Genomic DNA, 10,494 nt, shown 5'->3' on the forward strand with positions numbered 1-10,494 from the left:
GCGGGACCTCGTCCTTGGTGGTCGAGGGGGCGATGGACATCGGCGGCTTCTCCGAGGGCTGGGGACGGTGTCGGTCCAGTAGTCGGAGGGAGGGCGGGGCGAGTTCCCGACCCCTCAAGTGACCTGCGTCACAAGGCCCTGCATGGCATCCTGGCGCGATGGCAACTCCGAGTCACCGCGCGCCCCTTGCCGAGCTGGTCGAGGAACTCCTGGCCGCCGACGGCCCGCTGCCGATCGTGGCGGCCGGCGAACCGGTCCTGCGGCACGGCACCGAGCCCTACGACGGTCAGTTGGACGCCGCGCTCCTGTCCCGCTTCGTCGAGGCCCTGCGCGTCACCATGCACGCGGCGCCGGGCGTGGGCCTGGCCGCCCCGCAGGTGGGTGTGCCGCTGCGCATCGCCGTCGTCGAGGACCCGGCGCCCGTACCGGAGGAGGTCCGGCTGGCGCGCGGGCGGGTGCCGCTGCCGTTCCGGGTCCTGGTCAATCCGTCGTACGAGCCGGTCGGCACCGAGCGGGTGGCGTTCTTCGAGGGATGTCTGAGCGTGCCGGGGTGGCAGGCCGTGGTGGCGCGGCCCGCCGAGGTCCGGCTGAGGTGCGCGGACGAGAACGGCCGCGCGGTCGACGAGGTGTTCCGCGGCTGGCCCGCACGGATCGTCCAGCACGAGACGGACCATCTCGACGGCACCCTCTACCTGGACCGCGCCGAGCTGCGCTCCCTGTCCTCGAACCAGGCGGTCGCGCAGCACTGGACGCAGCCGACGCCGGAACGGGCGGCCGCGTCCCTCGGCTTCGAGCTGCCCTAGTTGTCCCGGTACGCCTCCAGCAGCCGCAGCCACACCTCGCTGATCGTGGGGTACGACGGGACCGCGTGCCACAGCCGGCTGATCGGGACCTGGCCGGCGACCGCGATCGTCGCGGAGTGGATCAGTTCGCCGACGCCGGGTCCGACGAAGGTGACGCCGAGGAGGATCTCGCGTTCCAGGTCGACGACCATGCGGGCCCGGCCGCGGTAGCCGTCGCCGTAGAGACCGGCGCCCGCCACCGAGGCGAGGTCGTAGTCGACCGCGCGGACGCGGTGTCCGGCCTGTTCGGCCTCCGCCAGGGAGAGGCCCACTGCGGCTGCCTCCGGGTCGGTGAAGACGACCTGGGGTACGGCGTCGTGGTCGGCGGTGGCGGCGTGCGCGCCCCAGGGGTCCGCCTGGACCGTGGCTCCCGAGGCGCGGGCGGAGATGGCAGCCCCGGCGATGCGGGCCTGGTACTTGCCCTGGTGGGTGAGGAGCGCGCGGTGGTTGACGTCGCCGACGGCGTAGAGCCAGTCGCTGCCGATGACGCGGAGGCTGTCGTCGACCTCCAGCCAGCTGCCCGGCTCCCGGCCGACGGTGTCGAGGCCGATGTCGTCGGTGTGCGGGGCGCGTCCGGTGGCGAAGAGGATCTCGTCGGCCTCGATGCGGTCGCCGGTGCCGGTGACGACCACGACGGTGCCGTTCTCGCGGGTGACCGACTCGACCGAGGTGCCGGTGCGGACATCGACACCCGCCTCGGTGAGCGCCTCGGCGACCAGCTCGCCGGCGAACGGCTCCATGCGGTTGAGCAGGCCCTTCCCGCGCACGAGGAGGGTCACCCGGGAGCCGAGGGCCTGCCAGGCCGTGGCCATCTCGGTGGCGACCACTCCCCCGCCGACCACGACGAGCCGACCCGGTACGGCCTTGGCACTGGTGGCCTCGCGGCTGGTCCAGGGCTTGACCTCGTCTAGGCCGGGCAGATCGGGCAGCACCGCGCGGGTGCCGGTGCAGACGGCCACGGCGTGCCGGGCGGTCAGCACCTTCCGTACGCCGTCGGGGCCGGTCACCGTCACCGTGCGCTCTCCGCTGAGGCGGCCGTGGCCGCGGTGGAGGTCGGCGCCGATGCCTTCCAGCCAGCCGACCTGGCCGTCGTCCTGCCAGTTCGAGGTCCAGTAGTCCCGGCGTGCGAGGACCGCCGCCGCGTCGAGGGGGCCCTGCACGGAGTCGCTCAGGCCCGGCAGGCGGCGCGCGTCCGCCTGTGCGATCACCGGCCGCAGCAGGGCCTTGCTGGGCATGCAGGCCCAGTACGAGCACTCTCCGCCCACCAGCTCGCTCTCCACGACCGCGGTGGAGAGGCCGGCCGCGCGGGTGCGGTCGGCCACGTTCTCCCCCACGGGTCCGGCACCGAGCACCACGACGTCGTAGGTACTGGAGGCGATGTTTTCCGTTTCCGTCATGGGCCCAGTCTGGTGGGTGGTGTGCGCTCGGGCCACCAGGGGTACGCGCGCCGGATACCGAGAGGTGACAGCTGTGGAATACCCGGCCGACAAGCCGTGTTGTGCCGACGGCTTCGCTCCGAGACCAGGAAGAGGGATCACGTCATGAGCAGCACCGTGGAGCTCACCAAGGAGAACTTCGACCAGATGGTCACGGACAACGAGTTCGTCCTGATCGACTTCTGGGCGTCCTGGTGCGGTCCTTGCCGCCAGTTCGCGCCGGTCTACGAGAAGGCGGCCGAGGACAACCCCGACCTGGTGTTCGGCAAGGTGGACACCGAGGCGCAGCCGGAGCTGGCCGCGGCCTTCGGCATCCAGTCGATCCCGACGCTGATGATCGTCCGCGACCAGGTCGCGGTGTTCGCCCAGCCGGGCGCGCTGCCCGAGTCGGCCCTGACGGACGTCATCGGGCAGGCCCGCAAGCTGGACATGGACGAGGTCCGCAAGTCCGTGGCCGCGCAGCAGGCCCAGGCCGAGCAGAACGGCGAGTGACCCTCAGAAGGGATAGGTCGCCACGTCCGCCCGCACCGTCGTCCAGCGCACGTCGGTGAAGGCCTCCACATTGGCCTCGCCGCCGAACCGGGCGCCGGTGCCGGACGCGGCGATGCCACCGAAGGGTGCGACCGCCTCGTCGTTCACGGTCTGGTCGTTGATGTGCACGATCCCGGTCGGGATCCGCTCGGCCAGGTCGAGACCGCGGGCCGCGTCCCCGGTGACGATGCCGAGCGAGAGGCCGTAGGGTCCCGCGGCGGCCAGGGCGGCGGCCTCGTCGACGGTGCCGAAGGACCGTACGGGTGCGACGGGCCCGAAGACCTCCTCCGCGTAGGCGGGGGTGCTGTCGTCGAGGCCCGCGAGGACTGTCGGCCGGTAGAAGAGCCTGTCGTGGGTGCCGCCGGCGGCCAGCTTGGCGCCCTGCGCGGTGCTGGCCTCGACCAGGCCGCGCACCTTGGCGAGCTGCTGGTCGTCGATGATCGGGCCGAGGTGGACCTGCTCGCGGTTCGGGTCGCCCACGGCGAGCGAGTCGGCCTTGGCGGCGAGCCGTTCGACGTACTCCTCGTACAGCGACGCGTGGACGAGGTGGCGGCCCGTCGTCATGCAGATCTGGCCCTGGTGGAAGAAGGACCCCCAGGCCGCCGTGGAGATCACGGCCTCGATGTCGGCGTCCTCCAGGACGATCAGGGCGGAGTTGCCGCCGAGTTCCAGGTGGGCGCGCTTGAGGTGGCGTCCCGCCGCCTCCCCCACGGCACGGCCCGCGGCGGTCGACCCGGTGAAGGAGATGACGGGGACGCGCGGGTCGGCGACCAGGGCCTGGCCGACGTTCGGGCCGCCCGGCAGGACATGGAAGAGGCCCTCCGGCAGTCCGGCCTCGGCGAAGACCGCGGCGAGCGAGATGCCGCCGCAGACCGCGGTGCGCGGGTCCGGCTTGAGGATCACCGCGTTGCCGAGCGCGAGAGCGGGGGCGACCGAGCGGATCGAGAGGATCAGGGGGGCGTTGAAGGGGGAGATCACGCCCACGACGCCGACCGGGACGCGGCGCGTGTAGGACAGCCGGGGCGCCTCGCTGGGCAGCACCTGGCCGGCCGGGCGGGAGGCGAGGGCGGCGGCCTCGTAGCACTCCTGGGCGGCCACGTGCAGTTCGAAGTCGGCCTTGCCGGGGATGGACCCGGACTCCCGGACGAGCCATCCGCGCAGTTCGTCGGCGTGTGCGGCGAACAGGTCGCCGGCCTTGCGCAGCACTCCGGCGCGGACGAAGTGCGGGAGGCGGGCCCACTCGATCTGGGCGGCGCGGGCGGCCTCGGCGGAGCGCTCCACGTCCGCGCCCGTGGCGAGGGTGACGGTGGCGAGCGTGTCGCCGGTGGCGGGCTCGGTGACCGCGTACTCGGGTCCCGACAGGGGATGGGGCTGCCAGCTCTTGGGTTCGAGCAACGACATGACGGCTCTCCGTTCGATCACCGGTGGGACTCACACGGGGAGCGGTAGTCCCGTGTAGTTCGCGGCCAGTTCGGCGGCCGCATGGCGGGATGCGGTGATACGGCGCAGCCGTGCGAGCTGCATCCGGCTCTCGAACGCATCCCCATTTGGTTGAGCGTGCAACATCCTAGTCATGTCATACGAGAAGCGCGTGGCCTGCCACACACGAGAAAGACACAACTCTGAATATCTGTCGATCAGTTGTGCAGATCCTGTGCGGTACAGATCGGTCAGGGCCCGGGCGAGGACGGATACGTCCGACACGGCGAGGTTGAGTCCCTTGGCCCCGGTCGGCGGCACTATGTGCGCGGCGTCGCCGGCGAGCAGCAGACGGCCGTGCCGCATCGGCTCGTGGACGTGACTGCGCATCGGGGTCACGGACTTGGCGGTGACCGGACCTCTGGCGAGGGTCCAGTCGGCGTCGATCGCGAAGCGGGCGTCGAGCTCGTCCCAGATCCGTTCGTCGGACCAGTCGGCGGCGCGGGTGCCGTTGGGCACCTGGAGGTAGAGCCGGGAGACGACGGGCGAGCGCATGCTGTGCAGGGCGAAGCCGCGCTCGCCGCGGGCGTAGATCAACTCCTCGCAGGACGGCGCGACGTCGGCGAGGATCCCGAGCCAGGAGTACGGGTAGTCGTGCTCGTACGTCCGGCTCGCCGCCGTCGGGAAGGCCTCGCGGGAGATGCCGTGGAAGCCGTCGCAGCCGGCGATCCAGTCGCAGGTCAGCGTCTGCTCGCGGCCCTCGTGCCGGAACCGTACGCGCGGGGCGTCGCTGTCCGGCTTCTCGACCGCCAGGGCCTCCGCCTCGAACAACAGGGGCGGCCCCTCGGCCAGTTGGAGCGCGACAAGGTCCTTCACGATCTCGGTCTGGGCGTAGACGGTGACCGTGCGGCCACCGGTGAGCACGGGGAAGTCCAGGTGGTGCCGCTCCCCCGCGAACCGCAGCTCGATGCCCTGGTGGACGAGCCCCTCGGCGTCCAGGCGGTCGGCGGCGCCGCACGCGCGCAGGGCGTCGACCGTGCCCTGTTCCAGCATCCCGGCGCGCTGGCGGTGCTCGACGTACTCCCGGGTCCGGCTCTCCAGGACCACGCAGTCGATGCCGGCCAGGTGCAGCAGGCGGGCGAGGAGCAGTCCGGCGGGGCCGCCGCCGATGATCCCGACCGTGGTGCGCATGGCAGGCCCTCCCTGCGTCAGCTGGAGTCGCGGTGCACGACCGTGGCACCCAGCACCGTGTGCGTCTCGGTCGCGGTGCCCGGTTCCCGCACCGCGCGGTCGACCAGTTCTGCGAGGTCACGGCCGGACGGGAGCTCCAGGTGGACCGTGCTCAGCCTGGGCCGCAGCAGCCGCCCGAGGAGCAGGTCGTCGGCGCCGATCACCGCCGTGTCCTCCGGTATGCGCACGCCCTCGTCCTGGAGGGCCCGCATTAACAGCATCGCGTACTCGTCGTTGTACGCGAACACGGCGTCCAGACCGAGGTCCCGCCAGCGGGCCGCCAGCCTCGCCGCGGACTGCTCCTCGAAGGCGAGGGGCAGTTCGGCCAGGGTGGCGTCGGTGCCGTGCAGGGCCCCGCGCACGCCGGCCAGGCGGGGCAGCGAGAAGGCCTCAAGACCGGGCTCCTCGGGCACCACGACACCGATGCGGCGCCGGCCGCGGGCGTACAGGTGGGCGGCGGCGCTGCGGCCGACGCCCGCGTGGTCCATGAGCAGGGCATGGGCGCCCTCGACCGCCTCGGGACCGAGGGTGACCACCGCGCGGGCACCGGAGCGCCGGAGCAGCGCCACACCCTGCGGGCCGAGTCCCGTGCCGGGCACCAGAACGGCCACCGGGCGCAGTTCCGCCCAGGCGCGGGCCGCCTCGTCGCCCTGGAGGCCGACACTGCCGTACTGCACGACGGTGTAGTCCAACCGGCCGAGGGCCCATTGGAGTTCACTGATGAACTGGCTGTAGAGCGGGCCGACCGGGATGGACGGGGCGGGCATCAGGACCATCCGGCTGTGGCCGGCGCGCAGGCTGCGGGCGGCCGCGTGCGGGACGTACCCGAGCTCCTTGGCGGCGTCGTGGACACGGCGGCGCGTGGGCTCGCTGATCCGGACGGCGCTGGTGTTGTTGAGGACGTAGGAGACGGTCGCGCGTGAGACGCCGGCCAGGCGGGCCACATCGGCGCTCGTGGGAACCGGGCGCGTGACGGGGGACGCGGACGTGTTCTGTATCTGCACCATGACGATCGTCATCTTTGCAGAAGCTGTGACGACGCCCACATGTGGGGTTGCGCCTTCGCTCAGCGCGGCACGTCCGTGCCGGTCACCCGGGCGACGAGGTCGTACCAGCCGGCCTCCAGGCGCTCCAGGGGCATGCCGCACTGCTGGGTGAGGTGATGGATCAGGGCCGGGTCGAGATAGGCCATCAGCGTCTGGGCCAGCAGGTCGCAGTCGGCGTCCGGGAGGACCTGGCGCAGCAGCATCGTGGTGTGCATGTGCAGCGCCCGGGCCGACGGATGGGAGTGGCGGCGGGTCGGTTCCGACTGGGCGGCCAGCAGCAGGTCGAGCTGCTCGGCGTAGCGGTACAGCAGGGCCGTGCCGAGCGCCCGCAGCCGGTCGACGGGAGGAGCACCGGGACCCAGCGGCGGCGGGCCGCTGATGAAGTCCGCCTGGAGCGTGCGTGCGGAGTGGTCCAGCAGCGCCATGAGCAGTCCGGTGCGGTCGCCGAAGCGACGGAAGACCGTGCCCTTGCCGACGCCGGCCGCCTGGGCGACCGCCTCCATGGTCACTCCCGCCACACCGTGCTCCGCGATCAGCCGGGCCGCGGCCTCCAGCAGGCGGGCGCGGTTGCGGGCCGCGTCGGCGCGGAGGCAGGCCTCATGGGCGGAGCCGACCTCCAGGAGCTGGGGCGTGTCGAAGGGCTCCTGGGGGTTCGGGAACGGCGGCAGGGTCGCGGACATGAAGCCAGCGTAAAGCATCGGGAAGAGAACTGGACCTCGGTCCGTTTAAGGTGCTAGAAATTAAAACGGACCCCGGTCCGGAACGTTAACGCCGTGTTTCACCACCCCTGGAGTTACGCCATGTCTGTTCGCATCCTTGCGCTCGTCGGATCCCTTCGCGCCGGTTCGCACAACCGCCAGCTCGCCGAGGCGGCCGTCAAGCACGCCCCCGAGGGCGCGGAGGTCGTGCTCTACGAGGGCCTCGCCGAGATCCCGTTCTACAACGAGGACATCGACGTCGAGGGCAGCGTCCCCGCGGCCGCCGCGAAGCTGCGTGAGGCCGCGCAGGCTTCCGACGCGTTCCTGCTCTTCTCCCCCGAGTACAACGGCACCATCCCCGCGGTGCTGAAGAACGCCATCGACTGGCTGTCCCGTCCGTACGGCGCCGGCGCCTTCGGCGGCAAGCCGGTCGCCGTGGTCGGCACCGCGTTCGGCCAGTTCGGCGGCGTGTGGGCGCAGGACGAGACCCGCAAGGCCGTGGGCATCGCCGGCGGCAAGGTGCTCGAGGACGTCAAGCTGTCCATCCCGGGCTCGGTGGTCCGTTTCGCCGAGACCCACCCGGCCGACGACGCCGAGGTCGCCGCGCAGCTCACCGAGGTCGTCGCCCAGCTGCACAGCAACACGGGTGAGGTCGCGGCCGCCTGAACCCGCGGTGCGTGAACGGTTTCCGACAAGGGGGCCGGAGTCTTCGGACTCCGGCCCCCTTGCGTGTCGTCTGCGGGCCGGTGCGGGTTGATCGCGCAGTTCCCGCGCCCCTGCGGGCGCGTCCCGCTCGCGCCGCCTCAAGCCGCCGCCGTGAGTGCCAGGTCCCGCAGCACCCCCAGCGCCGCCACGACCGCCGGGCGCTGGTGAGTTCCGGCGCGGGTGCAGGTCAGGAGCTTCCGGTGGGGGTTGCCCGCACAGCGGATCCGCGTGATCGGCAGGTCGGGGGTCAGGTGGGCCAGGCGGGGGATCAGGGCCACGCCGAGGCCGTGGGCGACCAGGTGAGCGGTGACGTTCCAGTCCTGGGCCTGGTGGACCACGCTCGGGGTGAAGCCGGCCGCGCCGCAGGCCGACATGACGTGGGTGCGGCAGGGGCTGTCCGACAAGGGGGCGACCCAGTCCTCGCGGGCCGCGTCCGCGAGATCCACCCGGTCCCGCCCGGCCAGCGGATGATCCGCCGGAACGACCAGGTCGAACGGGTCGTCCAGCAGGGGCTGTTGGTCGTAGCGGGGGTCGCCCACGGGCGGGTTGTGCGGCGTCGCCTCCACGACCGCCAGATCGATCTCCCCCTCGAAGAGCAGGTCGAAGCTGTCCGGTACGCCCGTCTCCTGGACGCTGACGGTCAGCCGAGGGTGCCGCTCGCGCAGCCGGACCGCCATCGGGGCGAGCAGCACAGGGACCGACACCGGCAGACCGCCCACCCGCAGTGGCCCGGCGGGCTCGCCGCGGTCGGCGCGCAGATCGAGTTCGGCCTGCTCCCAGCGGACCTGGATGGCGTCGGCGTGCGCGAGCAGACTCTCGGCGGCCGGGGTGAGCCGGACCCCGCGGCCCTGGGGTTCGAGGAGGTCCACGCCGAGGTCGCGGGCGAGCTGGCGGATCTGCTGGGAGGCGGCCGACGGGGTGAAGTGCAGGGCGCGGGCGGCCGCGGTGACCGTGCCGTAGTGGGCGACCGCCCTCAGGACGTGGAGCCGGCGCAGGTCGATCATGAAGCCCAGGCTTCAAGGTGGCGTGCGGAAAGTCAACCTGGACGTGAACGATGTCTCCGCCGCATCCTGGGCTGTGTCGCGACGGCCCTGTCCGGTCACGAGGTTCGAGGAGTCACCATGACCAGCACGACCCGCGCCGTCTGCCCACACTGCGCCTGGCCGGACGACGCCGAACCCTTCCAGGTGGTGTCCCGGCACGGCACGGCGGCGGGCGGCACGGTGTGGACCCGCTGCGCGTGCGGTTCGCTGCAGGTCCGGGTGACGGACGGCCGCGGGACCCGTGTCGTCTCCCGCAGCCGGCCCTCCGCCGCGCGGGCGGGTTAGTCCAGTTCCGCGAGCTTTGGTACGGCGGGTGCCGTGAAGCTCTCGATCCACTCGGCGGGGGCGCCGGTCCGCGGGGCGAGGATGACCGTGTCGAGGCCGAGCCCGGCGTAACCGGTGACGTCCCCGAGGAAGGCGTCCAGATCGCCTTCGTCGGCCGCCTCGCCCGAGTAGGTCATCGTCTTGTGGATCCCGTCGTAGTCCCGCCCCTCGGTGTCGCAGTGGCCGCGCAGCACGTCGAGCTTGTGCGCGACCTCCTCCGGGGAGGTGGCGAAGAGGTTGCAGGCGTCGCCGTAGCGGGCGACCAGGCGGAGCGTCTTCTTCTCGCCGCTGCCGCCGATCATGATCTCGGGGTGCGGAGTGCTGACCGGGGCCGGTACGCACAGGGTCTCGGCGAGCCGGTAGTGGGTGCCCTCGAAGGGGCCGTTCGCCGTCGGGTCCCACATCTGCAGACAGATCCGCAGGGTCTCCTCCAGCCGCTCGAAGCGCTCCGCGAGGGGCGGGAACGGCACGCCCAGACCTTCGTGCTCCCGGTCGTACCAGGCGGCCCCGATGCCGAGGGTCGCCCGGCCGCCGGAGAGCACGTCGAGCGTGGTGGCGATCTTGGCGAGCAGGCCGGGGTGGCGGTACGTCACTCCGGTCACCAGCGCGCCGAGCCGGACCGTCTCGGTGTGGGCCGCGAGGAAGGAGAGGGTCGCGTAGGCCTCCAGCATGGGATCCTCGGCGCCGCCGTTGAACTCCATCTGGAAGTAGTGGTCCATCACCGACAGCCAGCTCACCCCGGCCGCCTCCGCCGCGGCGCCCGCGGCGGCGAGCTCGGCGCCGAGAGCGGGCGCGCCCGCGGGATGATTGAACCGGTTGATGTGCACGCCCACGCGCATGGCCGTCTCCGTTCACAGGTCCTTCGCCGACCGTGCCGACGGTAGGTCTTGAAGCGCTCTCCAAGTCAAGGTCCTCAGGTCGAGGGCGGATCGCTGTGGGGCACGCGGGTTCCGGCCGCCGTCACGCCACGCCTTCCGCGTCCACCATGTCCTGCGGACTCATGCGGGCGTGCGGCACCGGCTCGACGCCGGGCGGGTCGTGACGCCGATACCGGTCGTGACGCTCCTCGATCTGCCGTTCTGCTCGATCCACAGCCGGGTGCCGTGGTAGCGGTCCGCCACGCCGAAACGCCTCTCCACCGTCCCTCTCGGTGACAACGAACATGACGGAATGCCGACGCCCGGTGCCCGCCGTACGGCGGGCAGGTCCGGACGGCGGCG

The 10,494-nt window shown here is 72.3% G+C and carries 12 protein-coding genes; 4 read left to right on the plus strand and 8 right to left on the minus strand.

Annotated features, from left to right (window positions below; all coding sequences use genetic code 11):
* Nucleotides 1-158 precede the first annotated feature (158 nt).
* Nucleotides 159-803, plus strand: coding sequence for a peptide deformylase (locus AOJ26_RS09100; protein ID WP_053847700.1), 645 nt, complete (start codon nucleotides 159-161; stop codon nucleotides 801-803).
* On the opposite strand, the gene AOJ26_RS09105 is transcribed toward AOJ26_RS09100, so the two are convergent.
* The gene (locus AOJ26_RS09105) at nucleotides 800-2,239 is read right to left on the minus strand and encodes a dihydrolipoyl dehydrogenase family protein (RefSeq protein WP_053847701.1); all 1,440 of its coding nucleotides are present in this window, start codon (nucleotides 2,237-2,239) and stop codon (nucleotides 800-802) included. The genes AOJ26_RS09100 and AOJ26_RS09105 overlap by 4 nt on opposite strands.
* Nucleotides 2,240-2,383: 144 nt before the next feature.
* On the opposite strand from AOJ26_RS09105, the gene trxA reads away from it, so the two are divergent.
* Nucleotides 2,384-2,770: a thioredoxin gene (gene trxA / locus AOJ26_RS09110; RefSeq protein ID WP_053847702.1), complete on the plus strand. Its 387-nt coding sequence runs from the start codon at nucleotides 2,384-2,386 to the stop codon at nucleotides 2,768-2,770.
* Nucleotides 2,771-2,773: 3 nt separating this feature from the next.
* Here trxA and AOJ26_RS09115 read toward each other — a convergent pair whose 3' ends face one another.
* The 4 genes from AOJ26_RS09115 to AOJ26_RS09130 are packed head-to-tail and all read right to left on the minus strand — an operon-like array spanning nucleotide 2,774 to nucleotide 7,202.
* Nucleotides 2,774-4,210: an aldehyde dehydrogenase family protein gene (locus AOJ26_RS09115; RefSeq protein WP_053847703.1), complete on the minus strand. Its 1,437-nt coding sequence runs from the start codon at nucleotides 4,208-4,210 to the stop codon at nucleotides 2,774-2,776.
* 30 nt (nucleotides 4,211-4,240) lie between these two features.
* Complete coding sequence (locus tag AOJ26_RS09120) at nucleotides 4,241-5,419, minus strand: 4-hydroxybenzoate 3-monooxygenase (RefSeq protein ID WP_053847704.1); 1,179 nt, start codon at nucleotides 5,417-5,419, stop codon at nucleotides 4,241-4,243.
* Nucleotides 5,420-5,436: 17 nt separating this feature from the next.
* On the minus strand, nucleotides 5,437-6,465 hold the full coding sequence (locus AOJ26_RS09125; protein ID WP_053847710.1) for a LacI family DNA-binding transcriptional regulator: 1,029 nt from the start codon (nucleotides 6,463-6,465) through the stop codon (nucleotides 5,437-5,439).
* Between the two features lie 59 nt (nucleotides 6,466-6,524).
* On the minus strand, nucleotides 6,525-7,202 hold the full coding sequence (locus AOJ26_RS09130; protein ID WP_179200203.1) for a TetR/AcrR family transcriptional regulator: 678 nt from the start codon (nucleotides 7,200-7,202) through the stop codon (nucleotides 6,525-6,527).
* 102 nt (nucleotides 7,203-7,304) lie between these two features.
* Here AOJ26_RS09130 and AOJ26_RS09135 point away from each other — a divergent pair, with 102 nt between their 5' ends.
* Nucleotides 7,305-7,868, plus strand: coding sequence for an NAD(P)H-dependent oxidoreductase (locus tag AOJ26_RS09135; RefSeq protein ID WP_053847706.1), 564 nt, complete (start codon nucleotides 7,305-7,307; stop codon nucleotides 7,866-7,868).
* A 137-nt stretch (nucleotides 7,869-8,005) separates the two neighbouring features.
* Here AOJ26_RS09135 and AOJ26_RS09140 read toward each other — a convergent pair whose 3' ends face one another.
* Nucleotides 8,006-8,911, minus strand: a complete 906-nt coding sequence (locus AOJ26_RS09140) for a LysR family transcriptional regulator (protein WP_053847707.1) — start codon at nucleotides 8,909-8,911, stop codon at nucleotides 8,006-8,008.
* Nucleotides 8,912-9,028: 117 nt separating this feature from the next.
* Between AOJ26_RS09140 and AOJ26_RS09145 the strand changes: the two genes are divergently transcribed.
* Nucleotides 9,029-9,235 carry a hypothetical protein gene (locus AOJ26_RS09145; protein ID WP_053847708.1) on the plus strand — a complete coding sequence of 69 codons (207 nt, stop codon included), beginning with the start codon at nucleotides 9,029-9,031 and terminating at the stop codon, nucleotides 9,233-9,235.
* Here the strand turns inward: AOJ26_RS09145 and AOJ26_RS09150 are convergent.
* Both AOJ26_RS09150 and AOJ26_RS44275 read right to left on the minus strand, forming a co-directional pair.
* A complete protein-coding gene (locus AOJ26_RS09150) occupies nucleotides 9,232-10,113 on the minus strand; it encodes an LLM class F420-dependent oxidoreductase (RefSeq protein WP_053847709.1) in 882 nt (293 codons plus the stop codon). The two genes, AOJ26_RS09145 and AOJ26_RS09150, sit on opposite strands and share 4 nt — an antisense overlap.
* Before the next feature lie 159 nt (nucleotides 10,114-10,272).
* A partial coding sequence (locus AOJ26_RS44275) for a hypothetical protein (protein ID WP_234358506.1) occupies nucleotides 10,273-10,494 on the minus strand: 222 nt, incomplete at its 5' end.

This window comes from Streptomyces sp. NRRL B-24085 (genome assembly GCF_001282115.1).
In the GTDB taxonomy this organism is placed as follows: Bacteria; Actinomycetota; Actinomycetes; order Streptomycetales; family Streptomycetaceae; genus Streptomyces.

Excerpts from the sequence above, each read along its gene's own strand:
- AOJ26_RS09100 (WP_053847700.1), top strand. The coding sequence starts at position 159 with ATGGCAACTCCGAGTCACCGCGCGCCCCTTGCCGAGCTGGTCGAGGAA.
- AOJ26_RS09105 (WP_053847701.1), bottom strand. The coding sequence starts at position 2,239 with ATGACGGAAACGGAAAACATCGCCTCCAGTACCTACGACGTCGTGGTG.
- trxA (WP_053847702.1), top strand. The coding sequence starts at position 2,384 with ATGAGCAGCACCGTGGAGCTCACCAAGGAGAACTTCGACCAGATGGTC.
- AOJ26_RS09115 (WP_053847703.1), bottom strand. The coding sequence starts at position 4,210 with ATGTCGTTGCTCGAACCCAAGAGCTGGCAGCCCCATCCCCTGTCGGGA.
- AOJ26_RS09120 (WP_053847704.1), bottom strand. The coding sequence starts at position 5,419 with ATGCGCACCACGGTCGGGATCATCGGCGGCGGCCCCGCCGGACTGCTC.
- AOJ26_RS09125 (WP_053847710.1), bottom strand. The coding sequence starts at position 6,465 with ATGGTGCAGATACAGAACACGTCCGCGTCCCCCGTCACGCGCCCGGTT.
- AOJ26_RS09130 (WP_179200203.1), bottom strand. The coding sequence starts at position 7,202 with ATGCTTTACGCTGGCTTCATGTCCGCGACCCTGCCGCCGTTCCCGAAC.
- AOJ26_RS09135 (WP_053847706.1), top strand. The coding sequence starts at position 7,305 with ATGTCTGTTCGCATCCTTGCGCTCGTCGGATCCCTTCGCGCCGGTTCG.
- AOJ26_RS09140 (WP_053847707.1), bottom strand. The coding sequence starts at position 8,911 with ATGATCGACCTGCGCCGGCTCCACGTCCTGAGGGCGGTCGCCCACTAC.
- AOJ26_RS09145 (WP_053847708.1), top strand. The coding sequence starts at position 9,029 with ATGACCAGCACGACCCGCGCCGTCTGCCCACACTGCGCCTGGCCGGAC.
- AOJ26_RS09150 (WP_053847709.1), bottom strand. The coding sequence starts at position 10,113 with ATGCGCGTGGGCGTGCACATCAACCGGTTCAATCATCCCGCGGGCGCG.